15 protein-coding genes are annotated in these 23,240 nt (G+C 54.8%); 10 read left to right on the top strand and 5 right to left on the bottom strand.

The features are described from left to right. Positions 1-5: 5 nt before the first annotated feature. Entirely contained in the window at positions 6-1,115 is a 1,110-nt protein-coding gene (pheA, locus tag FJ147_05390; GenBank protein MBM4255314.1) for a prephenate dehydratase, read from the bottom strand. A gap of 246 nt (positions 1,116-1,361) precedes the next feature. Here pheA and FJ147_05385 point away from each other — a divergent pair, with 246 nt between their 5' ends. The 6 genes from FJ147_05385 to FJ147_05360 all read left to right on the top strand — a co-directional run bounded on the left by FJ147_05385 (position 1,362) and on the right by FJ147_05360 (position 12,450). Continuing rightward, entirely contained in the window at positions 1,362-1,817 is a 456-nt protein-coding gene (locus FJ147_05385; protein MBM4255313.1) for an ATP-binding protein, read from the top strand. A 6-nt stretch (positions 1,818-1,823) separates the two neighbouring features. After that, entirely contained in the window at positions 1,824-4,850 is a 3,027-nt protein-coding gene (locus tag FJ147_05380) for a hypothetical protein (GenBank protein ID MBM4255312.1), read from the top strand. A gap of 574 nt (positions 4,851-5,424) precedes the next feature. After that, complete coding sequence (locus FJ147_05375; GenBank protein MBM4255311.1) at positions 5,425-5,805, top strand: hypothetical protein; 381 nt, start codon at positions 5,425-5,427, stop codon at positions 5,803-5,805. Positions 5,806-6,315: 510 nt separating this feature from the next. Further along, positions 6,316-9,813, top strand: a complete 3,498-nt coding sequence (locus FJ147_05370) for a hypothetical protein (GenBank protein ID MBM4255310.1) — start codon at positions 6,316-6,318, stop codon at positions 9,811-9,813. Between the two features lie 480 nt (positions 9,814-10,293). Next, entirely contained in the window at positions 10,294-10,794 is a 501-nt protein-coding gene (locus FJ147_05365; protein MBM4255309.1) for a hypothetical protein, read from the top strand. A 150-nt stretch (positions 10,795-10,944) separates the two neighbouring features. Then, positions 10,945-12,450 carry a hypothetical protein gene (locus tag FJ147_05360; GenBank protein MBM4255308.1) on the top strand — a complete coding sequence of 502 codons (1,506 nt, stop codon included), beginning with the start codon at positions 10,945-10,947 and terminating at the stop codon, positions 12,448-12,450. 78 nt (positions 12,451-12,528) lie between these two features. Here the strand turns inward: FJ147_05360 and FJ147_05355 are convergent, their stop codons facing one another. Both FJ147_05355 and miaA read right to left on the bottom strand, forming a co-directional pair. Next, complete coding sequence (locus FJ147_05355; GenBank protein ID MBM4255307.1) at positions 12,529-13,512, bottom strand: acetyl-CoA carboxylase carboxyltransferase subunit alpha; 984 nt, start codon at positions 13,510-13,512, stop codon at positions 12,529-12,531. A 71-nt stretch (positions 13,513-13,583) separates the two neighbouring features. Next, positions 13,584-14,504, bottom strand: a complete 921-nt coding sequence (gene miaA, locus FJ147_05350; GenBank protein ID MBM4255306.1) for a tRNA (adenosine(37)-N6)-dimethylallyltransferase MiaA — start codon at positions 14,502-14,504, stop codon at positions 13,584-13,586. A 459-nt stretch (positions 14,505-14,963) separates the two neighbouring features. Here miaA and FJ147_05345 point away from each other — a divergent pair, with 459 nt between their 5' ends. The 4 genes from FJ147_05345 (at position 14,964) to FJ147_05330 (ending at position 21,238) form a co-directional block, all read left to right on the top strand. Next, positions 14,964-15,794: a hypothetical protein gene (locus tag FJ147_05345; protein MBM4255305.1), complete on the top strand. Its 831-nt coding sequence runs from the start codon at positions 14,964-14,966 to the stop codon at positions 15,792-15,794. A gap of 447 nt (positions 15,795-16,241) precedes the next feature. Continuing rightward, positions 16,242-16,664, top strand: a complete 423-nt coding sequence (locus FJ147_05340; protein MBM4255304.1) for a hypothetical protein — start codon at positions 16,242-16,244, stop codon at positions 16,662-16,664. Positions 16,665-16,872: 208 nt separating this feature from the next. Further along, a complete protein-coding gene (locus tag FJ147_05335; GenBank protein ID MBM4255303.1) occupies positions 16,873-17,871 on the top strand; it encodes a HEAT repeat domain-containing protein in 999 nt (332 codons plus the stop codon). Next, positions 17,828-21,238, top strand: a complete 3,411-nt coding sequence (locus FJ147_05330) for a hypothetical protein (protein ID MBM4255302.1) — start codon at positions 17,828-17,830, stop codon at positions 21,236-21,238. Before FJ147_05335 ends, FJ147_05330 begins: the two co-directional genes overlap by 44 nt. 22 nt (positions 21,239-21,260) lie before the next feature. Here the strand turns inward: FJ147_05330 and FJ147_05325 are convergent, their stop codons facing one another. Together FJ147_05325 and FJ147_05320 are read right to left on the bottom strand one after the other, a co-directional pair. Next, the gene (locus FJ147_05325; protein MBM4255301.1) at positions 21,261-21,689 is read right to left on the bottom strand and encodes a hypothetical protein; all 429 of its coding nucleotides are present in this window, start codon (positions 21,687-21,689) and stop codon (positions 21,261-21,263) included. A 6-nt stretch (positions 21,690-21,695) separates the two neighbouring features. Beyond that, positions 21,696-22,835, bottom strand: coding sequence for a hypothetical protein (locus tag FJ147_05320; GenBank protein MBM4255300.1), 1,140 nt, complete (start codon positions 22,833-22,835; stop codon positions 21,696-21,698). Between the last annotated feature and the right edge of the window lie 405 nt (positions 22,836-23,240).

Genomic DNA, 23,240 nt, shown 5'->3' with positions numbered 1-23,240 from the left:
AACGTTTACCTCGAACGAGCAATGTTATTGGCACTGGCATACGATCCCAGCACCTTCACTAACGGACAATGCGACTCGATCGCGCGTAAAGCCTGGGCGATCTTTGTATCGCTCACATGGCCTTGTAGATCAATAAAGAACAAATACTCCCACGGTCGCCCTTTGAGCGGGCGTGACTCAATCCGCGTAATGCTCACCCCATTCTCAGCGAAAGGTTGCAGCGTACGATAGAGCACGCCAACTTCATCGCGCACTGAGAAGAGCAATGACGTACGATTATGGCCAGTTGGCTGCGACGGCTGCGCATCACGGCTCAGTATCGCAAAACGGGTAAAGTTCGCCGACTGATCCTGAATACCTTCCGCCACAATTTTGAGTTTATAGCGTTCAGCCGCCAATCGTCCAGCAATGGCGGCAACACCACTCGTCGCTACGGCCAACTCTGCTGCACGGGCATTACTCGCCACTTCTTCAGTTGGAACCCCGGGAAGATTTGCCGCTAACCAGCGACGACATTGCGCCAATGCCTGCGGATGTGCCAGCACGCGCTTAATCTGACTCAGCTTTGCTGCCCGACTCAACAAACAATGACGAATCTCTAGTGAGCGTTCAGCAATAATTTTCAGAGGCGAGTCCACAAACGTATCCAACGTGATGGAAACAGACCCTTCAGTCGAATTCTCAATCGGCACTACGCCATAATCAGCCTCGCCCCGTTCCACTTCGGCAAACACTTGTGGAATCGTCGACACTGGCACAAACACGGCTTGTGAACCGAATTGTTCTCGTGCCGCCATGTGGGTGTAGGTCGCCTCTGGTCCGAAGTAGGCGACCCGCAGCGTTTGTTCGAGCGCACGAGCAGCAGAGATGATTTCTCGATAAATCGCTTGGATAGCCTCGTTCGACAACGGCCCTTTGTTAAGCGAGGCCAGACGTGCAAACACTTGTTGCTCGCGACTCGGCACATAGGCAGCAGAGCCTTCTTGTCGTTTAATATGACCGATTTGCGCAGCCAACTGCGCACGACGATTCACCAGCGTGAGAATTTGGGTATCAAGGCGATCGATTTGCTCACGCAATTGTGGAACTGACGTAGGGGTACGCTTCTGTGACACGGCGGTCTCTTACTATGGTTCTATTTGGAGGTCTAGGGTTGTAGCGGTTCGTGCGGCAGAGAAAAAGTGGGGGAAGGAACAGGCTATAGGCTTCAGGCTGTAGGGAGGGCCCATAATAGAGGCATCTTGAAGTTGGGACGAAAGACATACACAACGTAGCCGGTTTTACGCCATAGGACGAACAGTTCAAGAACGAACAATCGTAGTGTTGACAACGTCCAGCGCAACACGCAATAACCGAGAGCAATGAATGGGCGGATTCTCCCTTTCCCTCAACGAGAAATCTCTTCTCCTGTCACTGCTGTAGTCGCCCCGCTGGTCGGGCGTGCGACGGAACTCGCGTTCTTGCACGAGCGGTTGAAAACGGCCCTTCAAGGCCAACGGCAAATTGTCTTTATTGCTGGCGAGCCGGGCATTGGAAAAACATCACTTGTTGATACGTTCCTTGTGCAGGTACGTACATCTGCTGACATTCTTATTACCAGGGGACAATGTGTCGAGCAGTACGGACCAGGCGAAGCGTATATGCCGCTGCTGGAGGCGACGTCGCGGTTGTGTCGTGGGTCGAGCGGGAAGCAACGGGTTGCGGCCTTGCAGCGCTATGCGCCGAGTTGGTTAGCGCAACTTCCTGGTCTGCTTGAGCCGCAAGAATATCAACGCCTCCAACAACAGGTGCAGGGGACGAGTCGAGAACGCATGTGACGGGAGATGGCGGAATCGGCGGAGAGACTCACGCGTACTGACTGCCTGGTTGTCGTCCTTGAAGACTTACATTGGAGTGATGTCTCAACCTTAGATTGGCTCATTTACATGGCGCGACGCCGTGAGCCTGCCAGGTTATTGATTATTGGAACCTATCGTCCAACAGATGCCCTCGCCAGCGGCCATCCACTCAGCGGAGCGGTCCAGGAGCTACAAGGCAAGCACCAATGTGAAGAGCTGCGGCTCATACCACTCGTTCCTGAGGGAATCTCAGCGTATCTGGCGGAGCGGTTTGCTGTAGATGCAGGAGACCGCCTGCCCCTCAACGAACTGGCCGATCTATTACACCACCGTACGGGTGGAAACCCACTGTTTGTCGTTAATACGGTCGACTATTTAGTGCAGCATGGCGCAGTCACCGAACAGGACGGACAATGGACACTCCATGCTGACAAAATCGTGGACGTGGGCAACAGCATTCCCGACAGCGTCCGACAGTTGATTGCTAGACAAGTGGAGCGATTACCTGAAACTGAACAAGGGGTGCTCGAAGCAGCCTGTGTTGCCGGGACAGAATTTGCTGTCGCTGAGGTGGCAGCGGGACTGCAAGCTGAGGTCCTGAGCGTGGAAAGTGTATGCGAGCGCTTGGCTCGGACTGGCCTGTTTATCCGACCGACTGGACTGGCGGAATGGCCAGATGGCACCATCAGTGGGCACTATAGCTTTCTTCATGCGCTGTATCACGAAGTGCTCTACTCGCGACTCGCGGACCTCCGACGCGTGCAAATGCATCGGCGTATCGCCGAGAGGAAAGAGCACGCGTATGGAGAGCGAGCCGGAGAAGTTGCTACCGAACTGGCAGTACATTATGAGAAGGGCCGAAACCTGACGCGGGCGGTGCACTATCTTGGTAAGGCCGGAGAGAATGCAGCGCAGCGCAGTGCCCACCGTGAGGCAATTGCTCTGTTGACCCAGGGTGTGGCATTGTTGCACTCGCGACCGAAAATCCCAGAACACCTGCGGCAGGAACTCCAATTACAGCTGGCCCTCGGAGTGTCCTTCAGGAATACTAAAGGCCCCGCTGCCACCGAAGTCGAGCACGCCTACGCACGGGCCTGTGAACTGAGTCGGCAGCTTGACCGCAAGCTCGATCTGTTTTCCTCGTTATTTGGCTTGGCGACTTCTTACTTTGTGCGCTCCACATTCGCGCGAGCCCTGGCGCTGGGAGAGCAAATGCTGGCCATCGCCGAATCCCTCCAAGACCAGGAACTGGAACTCGAAGCTTCGCTTATGGCCGGAATGCTGCATCTTTATTCTCATGGCGATACGTTGGTGGCTTTACAACACCTCGACCGGATCATGAAGCTGTATGAGCCCAAGCGACACCGAGCACAGGCGTTTCGCGATGGACAAAATCCTGGCATTCTGGGGCATTCCGTAGCAGCGATCGCCTTGTGGTGTGCAGGTTACCCCGAACAAGCACTCAGACGTTGCCAAGAAGCACACTTCCTAGCTCAGCACGACCCGCGGCCCTATGACCAGACCATAGTACTTACCTATGCGGCACTCCTGTACCAACATCGTCGTGACGGAGGAATGATTCGAGAACCTGCCGAAGCGGCGGTAGCGCTGGCAACCGAGTATGGGTTTGTATTCATGCTGAGCATAGACAGGGCCCTACAAGGGTGGGCACTGATTAACGAAGGACAGATGGAGCGGGGGATTGAAGAGATACAACGCAGTATAGGAATGCAACAGACGGTGGGAATAGAAATTCTGCTGGTCTATTTCCTGGCGCTCTTGGCGGAAGCCCACTTTAAAGCGGGCCACGTTGAAGCGGGCATACGGGTACTGGACGAGGCGTTGGGGAAGGTCAACACCACTGGCACGCGACGATACGAAGCCGAGCTGTATCGGCTGAAGGGCGAACTAACGCTCGCAAGGGCTGGGGGCTGGGGGCTGGGGACTAGTTCCTCCCCACAAGCCCCTAGCCCCCAGCCTCTAATCCCAATGGAGGTTGTGGAGGAGGCTGAGGGGTACTTCTACAAAGCCATCGACATCGCCCAGAGACAACACGCCAAGTCCTGGGAACTGCGTGCCGCCATGAGTCTGGCACGGTTGTGGCAGCAACAAGACAAAGGAGACCAGGCCCGAGAACTGCTCGAAGACATCTATACGTGGTTCACCGAAGGGTTTGACACGAAAGATTTGCGCGACGCTGAAGCATTGCTGCACGCATTAGGCAGTACCGCCGAACGGCAACAAGCCAAACGGGATGCGCATCGAGAGCACGCTGAACGCCTCGAGCAGCATCTTGATGAAGAGCCGGACATAAACGAGAGCATAGGTGACGAGGAGGCCGAGCTGGAGGACACCGACGAACTGGTCTCACCATCGGCCCAGGAGTCTTCTTCTCCTCAAGCACAGTCAGCCGATCACAACGTGTTTCGCAAAGAAGGTGATTACTGGACTATCGCATACCAAGGCGCGAGTTTCCGCCTCCGCCATCTGCGTGGGCTCGACTACATTGCTCATCTCTTACGTCACCCCGATGTCGACTTCCTGGCCTTGGACGTGCTCACACCTAGCCATGAACTGGTCACACAGTCAGTGACTCAACACCATCCCGACTTTGACGAACCGAGTGCACCGAGTTCGCATTTGGATGGAAGGGAAGAACTGCTTGATACGCAAGCGCGGGACACCTACAAACGACGACTGGAAGAACTACGCGATGAATTGGAAGAAGCGCAGACATTCAATGACCTCGGACGCGTGGAGAAGCTCCAAGAAGAAATGGACTTTCTCTCTGCCGAACTCGCGCGAGCGCTTGGGCTCAGAGGCCGCCCGCGCACGACATCAACCGCGGCAGAGCGCGCACGGGTGAATGTGAACAAAGGCATCAGGATCGCGTTAGCGAAGATCGCCGAACATTGCCCGCCCTTAGAGCATCACCTCAACACCTGCATCAAAACCGGCTTGTTCTGCTCTTATACACCCCCACCGTTTGATTCTAGCCCGTGGGAGTTGTAAGTCGCGCATTGCAGGCCCGAAAACTAGCACTTCAATAGAGTTCGGTGCAAATGCAGAATTCCCTCTCCCGCAGGGAGAGGGCTAGGGTGAGGGGACCTTAATTGTCGATTGTGGATTGTCAACTGCGGAGGAAGAACAATGGCAGTCGCCATCGTCGCCTTCTTAATCCGCACTTCGCATTCGCCATTCCGCAATTCTTCATCCCCTCATCCTGACCTTCTCCCGGTGGGAGAAGGAACCCTCACGCGGTGCGCAGTGCCTAAAACGCAGGGACATTCCTTTAAGTCTCGTGATGCTGACGCTCACCGCGCTCTTCCCGCGTCCAGATTCATTCCGCTTCCCTTCTCACTGCCTCCTTTTGTTCATCTCCGTGTCACATTGTGCCTCCGAATGTCACGCAGCAGAGTTACAGCAGCACGCAGTGGAAAGGGAGGAAAAAATCATGACACTCAACGAGCGAGGGCCGCCTCATAGAAAAAAGACCTGACGCAACAAAGACTTGTCACTATATCGAACTCACAACAATGAACGGTCAACACTCAACCCCATAATTAAACATACGAAGGAGAACACTATGAAACGCGTGAATCGCCTGTATAAAACCGCCCTCGCCCTCAGTTTAGCAATGCTCCCGTCCGCGGCTATGGCGGCCGACGCGTATAAAACGAGCGACGGGACTGTGGTCGTGACGGGGTTACAACCGACGGAGCGCTATCAAATCAGAATTCTCACTGCGCAGAACAAGTCAAGCTCGCGCCAAGATAAGTCAGCGAATCGGTGCGGGGAAGTGGTCGTTGAAAAGGCCGCCGACTATATCACCTTAGTAGTTGGAACCGAGACCATCGACCCTGCGTCGTTGCCTCTCAAAGAACACGTCAAATGTAAGCCACTCCGGTCCGCCCAGAAATGGGTACCGTCTGGTGTAGTCCTGGCCACGCCCCCAAATCCCCGGTAACGGGTACGGACGTCGACTTCCCGCGACGAGAGCCAAGGATCACACTCGGTAGGGTAATCCCTGTCAGATCTCCGTTGTCAAGGCGCAATTCGATAACGATAGTGCAGGGGTCGCGCGGCAAGCAGCGCTTGCCGAGAAACTCCGCCTCGAGTTGAAGAAAATCTATCAGGCGAAGAATGATGAAATCCGCGGCGTCTTGACCGAGGAGCAGCGAACCAGATTTGAGGAGGTGTTGAAGAAGAACAAAGCAATGGTCGGCGCCTCGCGCGACGTCAGGGACTTCGATCTCTTTCGATCTCTAAGGTAAGATTGTACCGCATAGGAGGCCGGGCTCGTCACAGACCCGGTCTTCACCTTACCGCACGAGACGGTCTGTTGTGGCACGACGTCATGCGAAGACCGGGCGATCGTCACTGAGCCTCTATCTATTTGATGGTATGAAGACCTGTTGGGAATCGTACTACCCTCTGCTGTTGACACCTCCTACGCTCTGCGAAATAAGCGAGAGCGATGAATGGACGCATTCTTCCTTTCCCTCAGCGAGAGAACTCTTCACCTGTTATCCCCGTAGTTGCTCCGCTTGTCGGACGTGCGACGGAACTCGCGTTCTTGCACGAGCGGTTGAAAACGGCCCTTCAAGGCCAACGGCAAATTGTCTTTATTGCTGGCGAGCCGGGTATTGGGAAAACATCACTTGTTGACACATTCCTCGTGCAGGCACGTAAATCTCCCGACATTCTAATTACCAGGGGACAGTGTGTCGAGCAGTACGGACCGGGCGAAGCATATATGCCGCTGCTGGAGGCCACGTCGCGGTTGTGTCGTGGGTCGAGTGGGAAACAACGTGTGACGGCCCTGCAGCGCTATGCGCCCAGTTGGTTAGCGCAGCTTCCGGGGTTGCTTGAGCCACAAGAATATCAGCGCCTCCAGCAACAGGTGCAGGGGACGAGTCGAGAACGCATGTTACGGGAGATGGCAGAGTCGGCGGAGAGACTCACGCGGACTGACTGCCTCGTTGTTGTCCTCGAAGATTTACACTGGAGCGATATTTCGACCTTAGACTGGCTTACCTACATGGCGCGACGCCGTGAGCCTGCCAAATTATTGATTATCGGCACCTATCGTCCGGCAGATGCCCTCGTCAGCGGCCATCCACTCAGCGGCGCGATTCAAGAGTTACAAGCCAAGAGTCAATGCGAAGAGCTGCGGCTCCCGCCACTCGTCTCAGAAGGAGTAACAGAATATCTCAGCAAACGGTTTGTCTTCAAAACAAACGACAGCGCTCCTCTTCATGAACTCAGTACTCTTCTGCATCGTCGCACAGGAGGGAATCCCTTATTTGTCGTCAACACGGTGGACTACTTAGTGCAATACGAGGTGATCACTGAAGAGACTGGACAGTGGACACTGCAGACCGACAAGCTCACAGAGGTCGGCAACAGTATTCCCGACAGCGTACGACAGTTAATAGCAAGCCAAGTCGGTCGCCTACCCGAAACCGAACAACATCTGCTTGAAACAGCTAGTGTGGTTGGGACAGAGTTCGCAGTAGTGGAAGTTGCAGCAGGACTACAAATCGAACCGCTTGCCGCAGAGAGCCTGTGTGAACAGCTCGCAAAGAAAGGGCAGTGCATTCGAGCGAGTGGACTGACGGAATGGCCAGATGGGACCATCAGTGGGCGCTACAGTTTTTTGCATGCCTTGTTCAATGAAGTCCTCTACGCGCGATTGGCAGAGCCCCGACGCGTGCATCTCCATCGCCGCATCGCCGAAACGAAGGAGCGTGCGTATGGAGAGCGAGCCGGCGAAATTGCTACTGAGTTGGCCGTGCATTATGAGAAAGGTCGGAACCTAACACGGGCTGTGGACTATCTTGGCAAGGCAGGAGAAAATGCAGTTCGGCGCAGCGCGCACCGCGAAGCCATCACCCTCCTCACGCAGGGATTGACGCTGATCCCCTCACTCCCAGAGACCTCTGAGCGTATTCAGGAGGAAGTGCAATTGCACCTCTCACTCGGAGTGTCGTTCATTAATACCAAGGGGCCGGCTGCCACTGAAGTCGAACACGCCTACTCGCGTGTATGGGAACTCGGTCAACGTTTGGAGCTTACTCCCCAGCTCTTCTCTGCGTTATGGGGCTTAGCTGCGTCGTATGTCGTCCGCTCTAAGTTTGAACGAGCGCTGGAAGTCTCAGAGCAGATGCTTGCTATCGCCAAGCGCGCCCAAGATCCAGACTTGCAACTCGAAGCCTCACTTATGGCTGGAATCTTTCATCTCTATTCGCATGGAAACACGCGAGAAGCGTGGCAGCACCTTAATCAGGTGATCAGGCTGTATGAACCAGAAAAGCATCGAGGGCATGCGTTTCGCTATGGGCAAGACCCTGGCATTTTTGGTTGGGGATTGGCAACGATTACGCTCTGGTGTGCCGGTTATCCCGATCAAGCGTACTCGCGTGCACGGGAAGCGCAGGCCTTTGCGCAACACGATACGCTTCCATACGATCGAGGCATAGCTCTTATCTACAGCGCATTCCTCCATCAGCATCGCGGTGAAGAAGGCCTCACCCGAGAACTTGCGGAAGCGGTGATTACCTTGTCTACCGAACATGAATTCGCGCTTGTGCAATGCTGGGGGATTGTCTTGCAAGGATGGGCGCTGTTCGCAGAGGGGCAGACCGAGCAAGGTATCGCGACAATGGAACGTGGCATCGCGACGCAGCAAGCAATGGGCGCAGAGTTTCTGCTGATCTATTTTCTCGTCTTGCTCGCAGAGGCCCACCGGCAAGCGGGGCACGTCGAAAAAAGCGTACAGGTGGTTGAGGATGCGTTGGTGAAAGTGAACACCACTGGTGCAAGACTGTACGAAGCCGAGTTGTATCGAATCAAAGGGCAGCTAACGCTAGAGGCTAGAGGCTGGGGACTAGAGACTAGTTTCCCTTCCCCACAAGCCCCTAGTCCGCAGCCTCTAGTCCCAATGGAGGTTGTGGAGGCGGCTGAGGGGTCCTTCTGCAAAGCCATCGACATCGCCCGCCAACAACATGCTAAGTCCTGGGAACTGCGTGCTGTTATGAGTCTGGCGCGGTTATGGCAGCAACAAGAGAAAGTTGACCAGGCGCGTGAACTGCTCGAAGATATCTATACCTGGTTTACTGAAGGTTTTGACACACAAGATTTGCGCGAGGCGGAAGTGTTGCTGCACGCGTTAGGCAGTACCGCCGAACGGCAACAGGCCAAACGTGATGTGCATCGAAAACTCGCTGAACGACTCGAACATCATATTGATGAAGAGCCGGACATACGCGAGAGCCTAGGTGAGCAAGAGGAAGATCTGGAGGACACCAACGAACTGGTCTCACCGTCGGCCCAGGATCTCTCCGTTCCTGCGCACATTCAGGTACAATCAACAGATCACAACGTGTTCCGTAAGGAAGGCGACTACTGGACCATCGTGTACCAAGGCGCGAGTTTCCGCCTTCGCCATCTGCGCGGGCTCGACTATATTGCCCACCTGCTGCGTCACCCGGATGTCGACTTCCTTGCGTTAGGTGTACTCACGCCTGCTCATGAACCGGTCACACAGTCAGTGATTCAACAACATCCCGACTTTGGCGATCCAAGTGCGCCTAGTTCGCATTTGGATGGACGAGAAGAACTCCTCGATACGCAAGCGCGAGACACTTACAAACGACGACTCGAAGAACTGCGTGATGAATTGGAAGAAGCGCAGACATTCAATGACCTCGGACGCGTGGAGAAGCTCCAAGAAGAAATGGATTTTCTCTCTGCCGAACTCGCGCGAGCGCTTGGACTCAGAGGCCGCCCGCGCACGACATCAACCGCGGCAGAGCGCGCCCGTGTGAATGTGAACAAAGGTATCCGCATCGCGTTAGCCAAGATTGCTGAATATTGTCCGCCTCTGGAGCATCACCTCACCACTTGTATCAAAACCGGCTTGTTCTGCTCGTATACACCTCCGCCTTTCGATTCCAGCCCGTGGGAGTTGTAAGTCGCGCACAGCAGCCCCAGAAAACAGCACGCTGAGAAGAGACGATACGTCATGCCCGCGAATGCGGGAATCCAGGAGGAGTAAGCAAGAGCTCGGGGTTGAAGCTCCTGGATGCCCGCCTGCGCGGGCATGACGCACTAGCGTATCCCATAGATGGCAAACCTTTGCCTGCCGTTTTCCGGTGGGCAAAGCCTGCCCTACCATTCATGGTTTCGTGGACCGTAGGAACGTTTTGCCTGTTCCCTCCATCTCTGGCCCACTTTTATTCACCTCCGTGTCACATTCCTCATGCACCTCCGTGTCACATTGTGCCTCCCAATGTCACGCAGCAGAGGTACATCAGCAATCAAGGGAAAAGGAAGAAAAGACCATGCAAATCAATGAGAGAGCACCGCCTCGCAGCAGCAGAAGGAACTCCGCCGTTCACTTGCAGCAATCGTCATACAACCCCATTATCCCTATTTTTAAAAGGAGAACATCATGAAATCTCGCAGCTTTACGTTTTTACCAGCCGCTCTCGTCGCCGTTGCGCTCGCAATCGGAACCGTGGGAATCAACACTGCCGCTAACGCCTTCACGCTCATTGAGCTGCTCGTTGCGCACCACACTGCGCTGAATTTTCCCAGCGCTTCTGTCAACCCGGACAGACAGACACCACAGGTCAATGTCACGAACGTCGGAGATGAGCCCATCAAAGTACAGATCAAATTCTACGAATACGACGCCGCAGGCGCCCCGTCCGCGCGAACCAGCAAGATCTACCACCTTACGGCGGGGTATAGCCTGCGAGAAGTCTTTCCCCTCACCAGAGATCCTCGGTCCGCAAATCCTCTCAAGCATGTCCGTCCTGTCGTGATGGCAGTAACGGAGACTGACGAGCCGACCAACGATGTGGTTGCATCATTCGAATTGGTCTCCCAAGACCCCAACGACCCAACACCTATTGGCCTGCTGCTCCCGGCGGTACAGAAGGTCAGATAGCGCTGGGCTGACAACAGGTAACAGAGAAGGTCGTCCTGAATTGTATCTGAGGAAAGGGTTGGCAGACGAAAGCGCAGAACAGCAATCGACATTGGCGTTCTGCGCACTGCCAGCATAAGCGTACACGATAACCACATACGGAGGCCGACAATGGAAACCTCACTATCTCGCAGAACCCTATGGATGCTCACACCACTCTGGACCGGTGCCATCGTTATGACGCTGGAACTGGCCGCGAGTCGTCTCTATGCCCCGTATTTTGGCTTCTCGATCTATGTCTGGGGCACCTTACTGGCCGTCGTGATGCTGGCCTTGGCAGTGGGGTATGCCGTGGGTGGATATTGGGCCGATCGCTGCCAGAGCGACCGACTATTGTATACGCTGATTCTTGTCAGTGCCGTGTATCAATTGATGCTTATTCCTTTCGCCGGTCCGGTGTTAAGCTGCCTCACCGCGTATGGCGACTTTGTTGGCACCAGTGTGGCGACCATACTATTGTTTGCCCCGCCTTTGCTGACGCTGGCCGCGGTCGGACCATTTGTCATTCGACTCCTCACGCGCGCGGAGCGGGTTGGTGCATGGGCCGGAACTGTCTATGCCGTATCCACGCTGGGCAGTATTCTCGGTGCATGCCTCACCAGCTATGTATTGATTCCCCAGTTCGGAACCCACTTCACCTTGCGGTCAGCTTCAGTCGTGTCGGCAAGCCTCGCTTTGCTTGGGCTGGTGCCGCAAGCCCGCTGGCTGTGGGTGGCTGCGCTGCCAGCGATTGTGCTTATGACCCCATCAGCGTCTCCCTGGACGAAAGATGCGGTGTGGGCCAGTGAATCGGCCTACAATCTCGTGCGCGTGTTCCGTTCTGGTCAGCAGACCCTACTGGCCCTCAACGAGGATACTGGGGTGCATACCATTCGCAACGAGACGACCCTTTGGACTGGGCATTATTACGATCTCTATGCACTCGGACCAGTCTTTACCCCAGTGCAACGCGCGTTGGTGCTTGGCATGGGAGCAGGAGGGTCAATCCACGCCCTGCGTGCAGTAGCAGCAGAGGTCACAATTGATGCAGTAGAAATTGACGCACAGGTCGTTGAAGCGGGCACACGCTTTTTCGGCTTGCCGCAGGACGCAGACTGGCTCCATATCCATGTTGCTGATGCACGCCCGTGGCTCGCGCGCACCCAGCAGCAATACGATCTCGTGCAAGTCGACCTCTATCAAGGTGGCCCTTACATTCCGTTCTATCTCGCGACGAGCGAATTCTTCTCCTCAGTGCATGCGCATCTCACAGACAAAGGACTGTTAATGATGAATGTATTCGACATGAGCCCTGAGCGCGAATTACTGTCAGCGATAAGTGCCACCGTGAAACAGGTGTTCCCATCAGTGCTGGTAGTTCCACATGGGACCGCGAATTATATGCTCCTGGCGTTTGCGCAAACGCAATCCTTGCCCAATCTTCGCCACCAACTCACTGAGGGAGTTGTCCCGACCTCCGTTTTTACCCTAGCCCGACGTGCAGCCTCGACTTTGACCGAGGTTCATCCGCCACAGGGAACTCCAGTCTTTACTGACGACCACGCTCCTATCGAAGCGCTGACCCGGCGCATGCTGCGCGAGCACAAACGAGTTGTGACTGCGCAAGTCCGCATGTAACACATTACGATACTATAGTGGGGACATCGTGCGCACAGCGCACGCTACCCCAACTGTACCCATGTCGTGTGGCTTGATTTAGCCTTGACCGTTTCCCCCGTCAGCGATAGCAACCGATCCCATCCGGCGGAACTTAACATAGCGTTGCTCCATTAACTGCTCAACTGATAAGGCAAGCAGCTCTTTCAGTTGCTGCTCCAATGCATCACCAACTGCAGCGACTGCCGCCTCAGGGTGGCGATGGGCACCGCCAGGGGGTTCGGGAATGACCGCATCAATCACTTCGAGTTCGAGCAAATCTGCGGCAGTGATTTTTAACGATTCGGCAGCCCAAGCGATACGCTCTGGCGTGCGCTCGTTGTATAGAATCGCGGCGCAGCCTTCGGGCGTAATCACCGAGTAGCAGGCGTTTTCTTGCATCAGCACGCGATCACCAACACCTAATGCTAAGGCTCCGCCGCTGCCACCTTCGCCAATGACGGTGACAACGATTGGTGTCCGTAGCCCCGCCATTTCACGAATATTACGGGCAATCGCTTCTGCCTGACCGCGTTCTTCGGCATCAACGCCAGGATAGGCACCCTGCGTATCGATAAATGCGAAGATCGGGCGATGAAAGCGTTCGGCAAGTTGAAAGAGCCGCAACGCTTTGCGGTATCCCTCAGGACGCGGCATGCCAAAGTTGCGTTTCACTTTTTCAGCAGTGGTTTTCCCTCGCTGGTGCCCAACGACGACGACTGGTTGCCCGCGAAACCGCGCCAGTCCACCAACAATGGCGGCATCATCGGAAAAGTTACGATCGCCATGCAGTTCAACAAATTCCGAACACAGCCGCTCGATGTAATCGAGTGTGTAGGGACGATCGATGTGACGCGATAATTGCACCCGCTGCCAGGGCAACAGCGATCCGTAAATCTCCTGCTCTAATTGTTGGCTCTGTCCAGCCAAGCGCGTCAGTTCCTCTTGTTCATCGTCTGACCGTGCAGACAATCGGCGTAATTCGTCGAGGCGTTTATCCACATCCGCTAATGGTTGTTCAAAATCTAAATATGACGTCGGCATGGGCTCTCCACATTCCGCAATATCTCCTCATAGGTTTTAGACCCTACAGCCTGAAGCCTATAGCCTAAAGCCTATTGAAGCCAAAATCTCCCTATCACATCCACAATCTCCCGTCCCTGGGAGGGGGCAAACCATTGCAAGTCAGGCTCTGCACGGAACCACGTCAATTGACGTTTTGCGAGTTTCTTGGTCTCAGTTGTCATCTGCGCCAGGGCTTCTTCTTCACTGCATTGCCCTTGCAACAGTGCTTTGACTTGGGCATAGCCGATAGTTTGCATCACTGGTAGTTCTGACCCATACCCCATCGCCCACACCCGCTGGACTTCATCAACTAAGCCATCTTTCAGCATTTGCTGACAGCGTTCAGCAATGCGTCGATGCAGGGTCTCGCGCTCACACACTAAACCGATCATTAACGTTTGAAACGGGCGATCACGAAAACCATGCTCGCGTTGCCACTGACTCATCGGTTTTCCAGTCGTGAGAAATACCTCCAATGCACGAATCAGACGAACGGTATCATTCGGATGCAGACGACTCGCTGCCTCAGGATCGACCTCGCGCAACCGTCGATGCAAGAACCCTTTGCCTTCGCGCTGTTCTTGCTCTTGCAGTTGCGTGCGCAACGCTAGATCTGCCGCAGGGCCAGCAAAGAGGCCGCGCGTCAGCGCCCGTAAATACAAGCCAGTGCCGCCGACGACAAGAACGCGTTTCCCACGCTGGTGAATATCCGCAATCGCGGCTAGCGCAAGCGCACGAAATCGCGCACCGTCGAACTGTTCGTCAGGATTTACAACATCAATGAGGTGATGAGGGACAGCTTCCTGTTGTGCCGGTGTCGGTTTCGCCGTTCCGATATCGAGATAGCGATAGGCTTGTCGTGAATCAGCACTGACAATCTCTGCGTTGTATTGTCTCGCCAGTTCAATTGCGAGTGCAGTCTTGCCGGTCGCGGTCGGGCCGGTAATGATGACAAGCTGAGGTAAAATCATAATGCTGGTACGAAAAAACAATGTAACGGGAGGAAATCAACAGGAAAAGACAGGGACTGGAGCATCACAGCAACGACGCTATGGAACAAACGAAGGAAGGGACGATCTTTCACAGCGTGTGTATCTTTATGATAACTGTTGCTCTGCGTGCTCGTGACAGGATGCAGGCCAGCATCGATTTTACTCTCTTTGTCAACTTTAGTTGACAGGTACGTATTATGACGCCTTTGTCGCTCTTCTTCTCGCGTAACCGCTGAGATTGCAAAGAAAACGAGCAGCTGCAACCATCCAGCTTTATTGTTCCGCCGTAGCTGACTCTGATGACTCTAAGGAAGAGCAAAATGTTCGAGCAATGCAAGGAAAGTGGCATCCATTTTGCTATGTCATTGAAGTGTAGATCGTGGTCAGGTGGTCTCCCGCAGTATGAACCAATCATACACTACGAGCTCCTCTTTCTTCATGCACGGACAGTTGAGTACGCATGACAAAGCCCTTCGGCTCCTTGCTCTCGTCCTAAGCACTGGCCAAGACCCAGCAGTGAGGGAGCGGGAGACTCAGCAACCGTTCAAGTTCCACGTGCAGAGGCAAGATGCAGAAAACCAACGCTCGCCTTTCCATCCTCTCCAGACAATCAATACGCAATACCAAACCGTAGATGTGGACTCCCCTCATCCAGGCCCTAACCTTTTTCGTCGCGAAGGGGAGTATTGGACTCTGGCATATGGGAATATGACGTGCCGACTCAAGGACACGAAAGGGTTCTGCTATCTCGCTCTGCTCTTACAACATCCGCATAAGGAATTTCATGTCACTGACCTGATCGCCGCGGGTGATAAATCACCAAGAGTCTCGCCACTACCTCTCTTCGATACACTGAGTGACACCCAAGCAGCCGAGTACAATCTCAGCGTAACCGGATTAGGCGATGCCGGATCAGTCTTAGATGAGCAGGCAAAAACCGCGTACAAGCATCGCTTAGCGGAATTACAAGAGGAACTGACAGAGGCAGAGCGTTTCCATGACCCGATCCGAGCCGCCAAAATTCGCGAGGAGATGGACTTTCTCACCGATGAGCTGTCTACTGCGCTCGGGCTCAACGGTCGCAACCGCAAAGCTGCCTGCATTGCTGAACGAGCACGACTCAACGTCACCAAAGCAATCAAAGCCGCAATAAAAAAAATCGACGAAGCCCATCGCGCCCTTGCCCATCACCTCACTACCTCGATTAGAACGGGGGCGTTCTGCACCTACGCCCCTGATCCGTCGCAGTCCATCTCCTGGTTTCTGTAACGCAGGAAGGTGGGCAACCCTCTCTTTCGTCTTCGCCCGTACTCGCACCACTCTTTAATCAGTCGGATGAGTCGGCAGGGGAACGGTCTCTCGCCGCGCCCCTATGTGGTAGCGGCAGTAATTCGACCGTTCATTCCATTCTCGACTCTGCTCATCGAATTTCATTAGAGCGAAACAGGACGAACGAGAGTTTTCGGCGCTCAGTGTTGTCGTCCTGCGCTGTGCCGTCTGATTGCACAGTGTGCCGTCATTTTTCACGCCTTCCCTGGTGAGGACCAAAGCCAAGGAGAAAAAAGAAAATGATCTAACAACATGTAACGGTACGACCATCGGGCAACTTGAGGTTCGGACGAAGAGATAACTCCAGGGTTCTTCCGCTTCGCACGGACAGCAAGGAGACAGCCAAACCAATCACCCGCGGAAGAGCCACAACAAGGAGATCTCATTATGAGTAAGACGTTAAAAAATCGTGTAGCAATCGCAGTCGGGACGCTGGGACTCGTATGGGGCAGCATCGCCAACGCAGCACCGCTCGCCAATGTCTCAGGCACCTGGACCATCGTCGGCAACCAGCACGTCGGCTCATTAACCCTCAGCCAAGGCATTGGTACACCATGCGCACCGATCAACGGCACTATTTATCCAGGCACCTCAGTCAGTCATCCTGTCCGCGGGTACTACTGCCCAGCAACTGGTCGTCTTGCGTTTGCCCGCAATAACAGCACAGGAGTAGTCATTCAGACCTGGGTCGGTAATGTGTCCGATGTCATCACTGGCGCGCCGCATCGCATGGGTGGAACTTTTCACGCGTTGGATGCTGCTTCCGGCTCTGGCGTCATCGGCGAATACCACTTCCAAGGTCAGAAGTAACGCGATACGCAGCCTATTCAACTCGGCGCTCTCCTGGCAGACTGAACTTGTAGACGAGAGCGCCGAGAGAGAACACGTGAAGATCACTTATAGTGAATTATTCATAAAGGACCGATACGAATTTCTGGAAAGTACGACTACAGTGTCATTGCGAGGAGCCCCTTCGACTTCGCTCGCAATAACGCTGTAGCGTAAACGGATCTACGCTATGACAAAGAAAAACTCTATTTCCGCGACCGTACTGTGTCTCTCAATAGGGCTTGGAGCTACATTGTACAGCCTCTGGCGTGACGAAAATTCTTCCACCGCCCCTCCTCAGAACCAACCCCAAGCATCAGTTCGCAGCAATCGCTCAGCGGAAAGTACACAAAAAGTTATCCCGACAATCAAGCAGAGTCCCTTCCCAGCCAACGCCGATAGCACGGAGAAAAAACCATCATATCCACCACGTCCCCAGAGCAGTCTGGAGGTCGACGTCCGGCATGGCGAGGTGACCCTCCGCGCAGAAAACCAGTCGCTCAAAAAAGTATTGGCGACCGTAGCCGAGCAGAGCGGCATCCAGATCAACGCTCAACTCATCGCCGACCGAGAGCTCAGCATGCAACTCGTTCGCGTCCCACTTGATCGCGCGCTACGGACCATTCTCGAATTTGAAGACAGCTTTATGGCCTTCGAGAATCAGACTCAAGCCAACGCTGGTCTAAAAGCAGTATGGGTACTACCGTCTGGCACAGGAGGCACGTGGCCTCCACGAACCATCGCCTGTACACGAGAAATATCTGTACTTGCGCAGCAACTCACAGCTGAACAAGCGAGTCAACGTGCCGAAGCGCTCGATGCGCTCATCGATCTTCAAGGACCCGACGCAGCACAAACCGTTGTGCAATCTCTGAGAGACCACGATGACGACGTACGCTACCGGGCCTTGCTCAAGGCCCATGCGGTCGGACTTGCCCTTCCACCCGAGACGCTCACTACCCTCGTTCAGCAGGACAGATCTGAGCTGGTGCGCATGATGGCCATAGAGTCCATTGCGAACCATCCGGCTATCGATGAGCAAAACAAGGTAGCCTTTGCGCAATCCGCCATACGCGATGTCAGCCCTGCGGTGCAAACGCGGGCTGGAGAAATCCTAAGCCACCTCGAATCCGCCCCTCTCATGCATGAACAAGACCAAGCTCTGTATGACGAAGCAGAAGGACAATGAAAGAGAAGAAGACTCAGCAGCAAAAAATGGACACCAGGAGACCACTGCAACCTGCTTGTTTTTCCCTAATGTCAGACGCATGCTGTCCTTGGCAAATACACCTGAGGAACCGCAGGTAATGACGCAATTCACCAGCGCGAGCTTTGTCGGACGCGTACCAGAGATGGCCGCGTTACACGCTGCTATCGCAGACGCGTTTGCTGGCCGCGGTCGCTTAGTGTTACTCGCGGGCGAGCCAGGAATCGGTAAGACGCGCACTGCGCACGAGTTTGCGGAGAAGGCTCGCCAGCAAGGTGCACTGGTGCTCGCCGGCCGTTGTTACGAAGGAGACGGAGCACCGCCGTTCTGGCCGTGGGTGCAGATTGTCCGCGCCTATAGTGCCGACCGCGACCCAGCTGCCCTGAGAACAGAAATGGGAACGGGTGCAGCCAATATCGCCGCCGTGATCGCAGAAGTACGAGAGCGCTTGCCAGGTCTCTCACTCCCAGCTGCATTGGAGCCAGAGCCGGCGCGATTTCGCTTTTTCGACAGCTTGACCACCTTTCTCAAGAATATCGGACAGGTGCAGCCCCTGGTGCTCATTCTGGACGACGTACAATGGGCCGACAAACCCTCGTTACTCCTCTTGCGGTTCCTCGTGCGAGAACTTGCAGATGCGCACCTCTTAATCATTGGGACCTATCGAGATGTCGCATTGGAGAGCCAACACCCACTCGCGCAGCTTCTTGAGGAGATAGTTCGCGAGCCACACAGCCAACGTCTCGTGTTGCGTGGGCTTACGGCTGAGGAGGTCACGCGTTTCATTGAACTCGCTACTGGCACTACGCCATCAGAACCCCTGAGTACGACCCTGGCCAAAGAAGCCGGTGGAAACCCATTCTTCATTAGCGAAATCGTCCGGCTGCTCGTAGCCGAAGGGGGTCACGCAGCACTGTATACTCCACGTGTCGCACTCACTATTCCTTTGCCCCAAAGCGTGCGTGAGGTGATCAATCGCCGCTTGGAGCGACTCTCTGCCGAATGTAAGCGGATGCTTTCCCTCGCCTCAGTGATCGGGCGCGAGTTCAGTATGCCAACGTTAGCCCAGATGAAAAACACAAACTGTGATCAGCTTCTTGAGGTGCTCGACGAGGCACTCACCGCGCGCCTCGTCACTGCAGTCCCACACGTGGTCGGTAGTTATAGTTTTGCACACGCGCTCATTCGTGAGGCATTGTATACGGAACTGCCGACCGCTCGACGCGTCCAACTGCACCGCCATATCGCTGAAGCGTTGGAGACGATCTACGGACACAATCGACAGTCAGCTCCCGCTACAAACGTCAGTCCCGTCCTGTCGATAAGCAGTGCAGGACAAGGGCTGGCAGAGTTAGCGTATCATTTTTTTGAGGCTCTGCGCGGGGAAAGTGATGCGGATAAGGCAATCGCGTATGCGGTGCAGGCGGCTGAACAAGCACTAGCGGTATTGGCCTACGAGGATGCAGTCACTCACTACGAGCGAGCGCTCCAGGCGTTGGAATACAAGCAGCCGCTAGAAGGGAGGCAGCGTTACGAGCTACTCCTGGCGCTCGGGACCGCCCGGACCAAGACAGGGGATATCCCTCAGGCTCGTGAGGCATGCAAGCAGGCGGCTGAAGAGGCACGGAAGCTACAGAACTCAGAGTTACTCGCTCACGCAGCACTGGGGTTTGAGAAATTTGGTGTTCCCATCGGCGTGGTCGATCACGACGTTGTCCACTTATTGGAGGAAGTCCTCGGTGTGTTTGGGACCGAAGACAGTGCGTTGCGCGCGCGGATGTTGGCTCGCCTCGCCTGGGAATTGCACTTCTCAGCTTCTGATGGAGAGCGACGAGCGCAGCTCAGCCAGTTGGCAACGGCAATGGCTCGACGGGTAGGCGACAAAGGGGCCTTAGCTGCTGCACTCGATAGTCGGCGTCGTTCGCTTTGGGGACCAGGGGACATTCATGAGCGACTCGCAGCCATGAACGAAATCCTCCGCCTCGCCGAAGAAACAGGCGATGGCGAGAGAAGCATACAGGGGCAGTTCGATCGTATTGTCGACCTGTTGGAACTTGGAGATATGCTCGCGGTCGATGAAGGAATTGCGGCCTATGCTCGGCGAGCAGAAGAACTCCGACAGCCGCGGTATCGCTGGAACTGGACCGTCTTGCAGACGATGCGGGCGTTGATGGAAGGACGGTTTGCCGGGGCAGAGCAATTGGCGATGCAAACGTTAACGCTCGGGCGGAAGATCGAAAGCCCAACAGCAATCAATTTCTTTGGCGTGCAGATGTTCTCGTTAAGCCGAGAGCAAGGACGCCTTCAGGAATTAGAGTCCGCAGTCCAGAATTTCGTCGCGCAATACCCGACAGTACCGGCATGGCGAGCGGCTTTGGCGAGTCTCTATAGTGAACTCGGTCGAGAAACAGAGGCACGCACCGAATTTACTCGGTTGGCGGTGAACGATTTCGTCAATCTTCCACGAGACAGTACCTGGTTGGTTGGAGCTACGTTGCTGGCTGAGACGTGTGCTTTTCTCGCTGACTCGCATCACGCTGTACTCTTATATGAACGGCTACTCCCGTATGCAGAACACAATGTCGTCGTCGGGGATGGTGCCGCTTGCAACGGCTCGGTCTCTCGTCCCTTGGGACTTCTTGCTGCCACCCTGCACCGGTGGCAGGAGGCAGTAGCCCATTTTGAAAGTGCGCTCCGCATGAACACGCGGATGGGAGCCAAACCTTTTGTGACTCGTACCCAATATGAATACGCAGCCACACTTCTTGCTCGCCATCAGCCGGGAGACGATGCGCAGGCACGGGCACTTCTCGCTCCGGCCCTGGTGACTGCCCAAGAGTTGGGCATGAAAGGTCTAGAAAAAAAGATTGCCGCGAGTCTCCGAGAAGTCTCAGACAAAGCAAAGCAGAACACGGGAGATGTTCCTTATCGGGTAGACTCCGAACACCCAACAGCGACCGCTGAACTCCCAGCAGCTAACCTCTTCCACTATGATGCCGAGTATTGGACGCTGAGGTATCAAGGAACCACGTGTCGGCTCAAAGACACCAAAGGACTACGATACATCGCTTTCCTCTTGGACCACCCAGGGCAGGAATGCCTCGTCACTGAAGTGATGGAGTCTGTTGGTGGATCGGATACTGCGGCTAAACGTACTAGTTGTGATCGGAACTCAGAGTTTCCCCTTGAGCGCGTGCGCCTCAACGTCACTAAAGCCATCAAGGCAGCCGTCAAAAAGGTCAGCGATAATCATCCCGCCTTAGGTTACCATCTCACGGCCACGATTAAGACCGGGACATACTGCTCGTACACTCCTGATCCCATCCAGCCAATTTCGTGGGTTCTCTAAAATATAGTGCTCGCGCTGGGCTTCACTCCAACGACAAAATCACTCGCACCGAGCCATCAACTTCTCCCTCTGGTACATAGCCAATCGCATTCATGTCAGAAGCCACATACCGACGAACAGCTTCGGTCGAAGCGAGGGTTGCTGGTGGCAAGATGCCGTCGTAGTAGAGCCGGTTCCAATAATCCGCCAGACGAGCGTCAGTCTGATTCAGCACAGTTCGTGAGAAGCGTGTACGCAAGGGCGTTTGCGATGGGAGGTTCAACGGCACGATCGGCGTACCGTCGTCCCAGAAGCGTTTGCGACGAAGATAGATCTGAGCAATGTCGTTAGACGAGAGTTCACCATTACGCTGAGGATGCACAATCACAGCCATGCGCCCTTCTTGCCCAGCAAGGCGCACTGGTGCCAGGACTAACAGCGCAAGAGCGAGGCTGAGAATACGCGTGCTCATAACAACTCAAAAGAGAAGCGACAGCGACATGCGCAACCCGGGAGAAGCGAACTCGTTGCGATGATCAGCGATGAGATAGTCAGCCTTGAAGCGGAGATATGGGAGCGGCACCCAGGCAAAGCCAAGATCGAACAGATTGAGATCTCGTCCACCGCCAGGGGGGTGCACCCGCTCGTAGCGCCCGACGAGGTACAGCGTCGGCAATGTCTCCACTACCCCTTGGGCATAGAGTCCCCACATCGTGCCATTGTTGATACTGCCTTCGCCGAAGACGATTTCGCTACTCAGCTCTACGCGCGCATGAGGCTGCCATAAAAAGTCAGCGCCGCCGAGATGATTCCATCTATGATTGCGTCGTTGGGAAGCGAAGTAGGATGCCCCCAGTGTCCATCCCTTGAGGCTGGCCCATTCAATGTGAGCACCAGCACTCCGCCTCACAGGATGTTCGTCACTCTCTCTATCAAGAGGAGGCAGAAACGTTCCATACAACGAGTACGAGAGTGCCCCATCTTGAGGAAACACTGACCCGTGCAGCATTGCGCCTGTAGAAGTCTCATCGAACACCTCCTCGACGATCACCGGTTCAGAGGTGGTCCACAGCAGCGGATCACGCGGAACCAGGTTCCAGCGCCCGATCGGCGTTCGGTATTTGCCAAACCGCAGCTTCAGTGCATCGCGATTGCCCAGGTCGAGAAAGAGGCGTTCAACTTCCAGACCGGGATTCGAGTGTACGCCTCTCCGGCCACGTTCGATCTCTGCCAGTGATCCAATACCAAGTTCGGTAAAGAGATGGGCGAACGGGACTGGATCGTAGGAGATGAGAAAATTGAACTCTTCTAGAGACCCACGCCGTTCGCCATCCTCCAAGCGTTCCATTTCTGCAATGGCAAACCCACCAATGGTGAGCCCTGTCTTTCCGAGCCGTAGACCACGACCAGCATGGTATGAGAAACGTCCAAGTGGAGTGTTTGTGCCAAAGGTGTCCAGCTCTGTTGGGGGAGTGGCAGGAGAGGACTGTTTCGCAGGGTCCGCCCATGCGTTCAGAGCACTAAGCACGACCAGCGCAAAAAAGACGAGCCAGGCAATCCACAGGGACACTCCCTGTAAAGATGCTTTGGCAAGATTCATGTCCGAGCGGGGCCGCATTCCGCGCTAATTAGAGGAATATGTACCATACGTCAAATCACTGGGTGTCACGAAACAGAAACACAGAAAACTAAGGAGAAGAAGGCTATAGGCCTCAGGCTTTAGGCTTTAGGGAGAAAGAAGGAAGGAAAGCACGTCGGTCGCCTTGCTCTACTGAATGCTGACTACTGGCTACCGATTTTTTGGCTTGAGCGGTTCATTTCTTGCTATAGCTATACCAGGACTTACGCTTTGGACCTTAACAAGCCGTGACATGAGGGTTTTGTAGTTCAGCGCGGAGGTAATGACTAAACAAACTCTCCCGCACGGCATACAGGGTCTGGCCCAGTTCTTGAGCTTTCACTTTCAAGGATACCCACGCATGATAACAACATGCTAAGTGATTGCGCTGTGCCCGCGCCGCCC

The sequence above is a fragment of the Deltaproteobacteria bacterium genome (assembly GCA_016874775.1).
In the GTDB taxonomy this organism is placed as follows: domain Bacteria; phylum Desulfobacterota; class Binatia; order Bin18; family Bin18; genus VGTJ01.
Note: the sequence above shows the minus strand (reverse complement) of the source record. Positions and strands in the feature narration are given on the sequence as shown.

Excerpts from the sequence above, each read along its gene's own strand:
- FJ147_05385 (MBM4255313.1), top strand. The coding sequence starts at position 1,362 with ATGAATGGGCGGATTCTCCCTTTCCCTCAACGAGAAATCTCTTCTCCT.
- FJ147_05380 (MBM4255312.1), top strand. The coding sequence starts at position 1,824 with ATGGCGGAATCGGCGGAGAGACTCACGCGTACTGACTGCCTGGTTGTC.
- FJ147_05375 (MBM4255311.1), top strand. The coding sequence starts at position 5,425 with ATGAAACGCGTGAATCGCCTGTATAAAACCGCCCTCGCCCTCAGTTTA.
- FJ147_05370 (MBM4255310.1), top strand. The coding sequence starts at position 6,316 with ATGAATGGACGCATTCTTCCTTTCCCTCAGCGAGAGAACTCTTCACCT.
- FJ147_05365 (MBM4255309.1), top strand. The coding sequence starts at position 10,294 with ATGAAATCTCGCAGCTTTACGTTTTTACCAGCCGCTCTCGTCGCCGTT.
- FJ147_05360 (MBM4255308.1), top strand. The coding sequence starts at position 10,945 with ATGGAAACCTCACTATCTCGCAGAACCCTATGGATGCTCACACCACTC.
- FJ147_05355 (MBM4255307.1), bottom strand. The coding sequence starts at position 13,512 with ATGCCGACGTCATATTTAGATTTTGAACAACCATTAGCGGATGTGGAT.
- miaA (MBM4255306.1), bottom strand. The coding sequence starts at position 14,504 with ATGATTTTACCTCAGCTTGTCATCATTACCGGCCCGACCGCGACCGGC.
- FJ147_05345 (MBM4255305.1), top strand. The coding sequence starts at position 14,964 with ATGCACGGACAGTTGAGTACGCATGACAAAGCCCTTCGGCTCCTTGCT.
- FJ147_05340 (MBM4255304.1), top strand. The coding sequence starts at position 16,242 with ATGAGTAAGACGTTAAAAAATCGTGTAGCAATCGCAGTCGGGACGCTG.
- FJ147_05335 (MBM4255303.1), top strand. The coding sequence starts at position 16,873 with ATGACAAAGAAAAACTCTATTTCCGCGACCGTACTGTGTCTCTCAATA.
- FJ147_05330 (MBM4255302.1), top strand. The coding sequence starts at position 17,828 with ATGAACAAGACCAAGCTCTGTATGACGAAGCAGAAGGACAATGAAAGA.
- FJ147_05325 (MBM4255301.1), bottom strand. The coding sequence starts at position 21,689 with ATGAGCACGCGTATTCTCAGCCTCGCTCTTGCGCTGTTAGTCCTGGCA.
- FJ147_05320 (MBM4255300.1), bottom strand. The coding sequence starts at position 22,835 with ATGCGGCCCCGCTCGGACATGAATCTTGCCAAAGCATCTTTACAGGGA.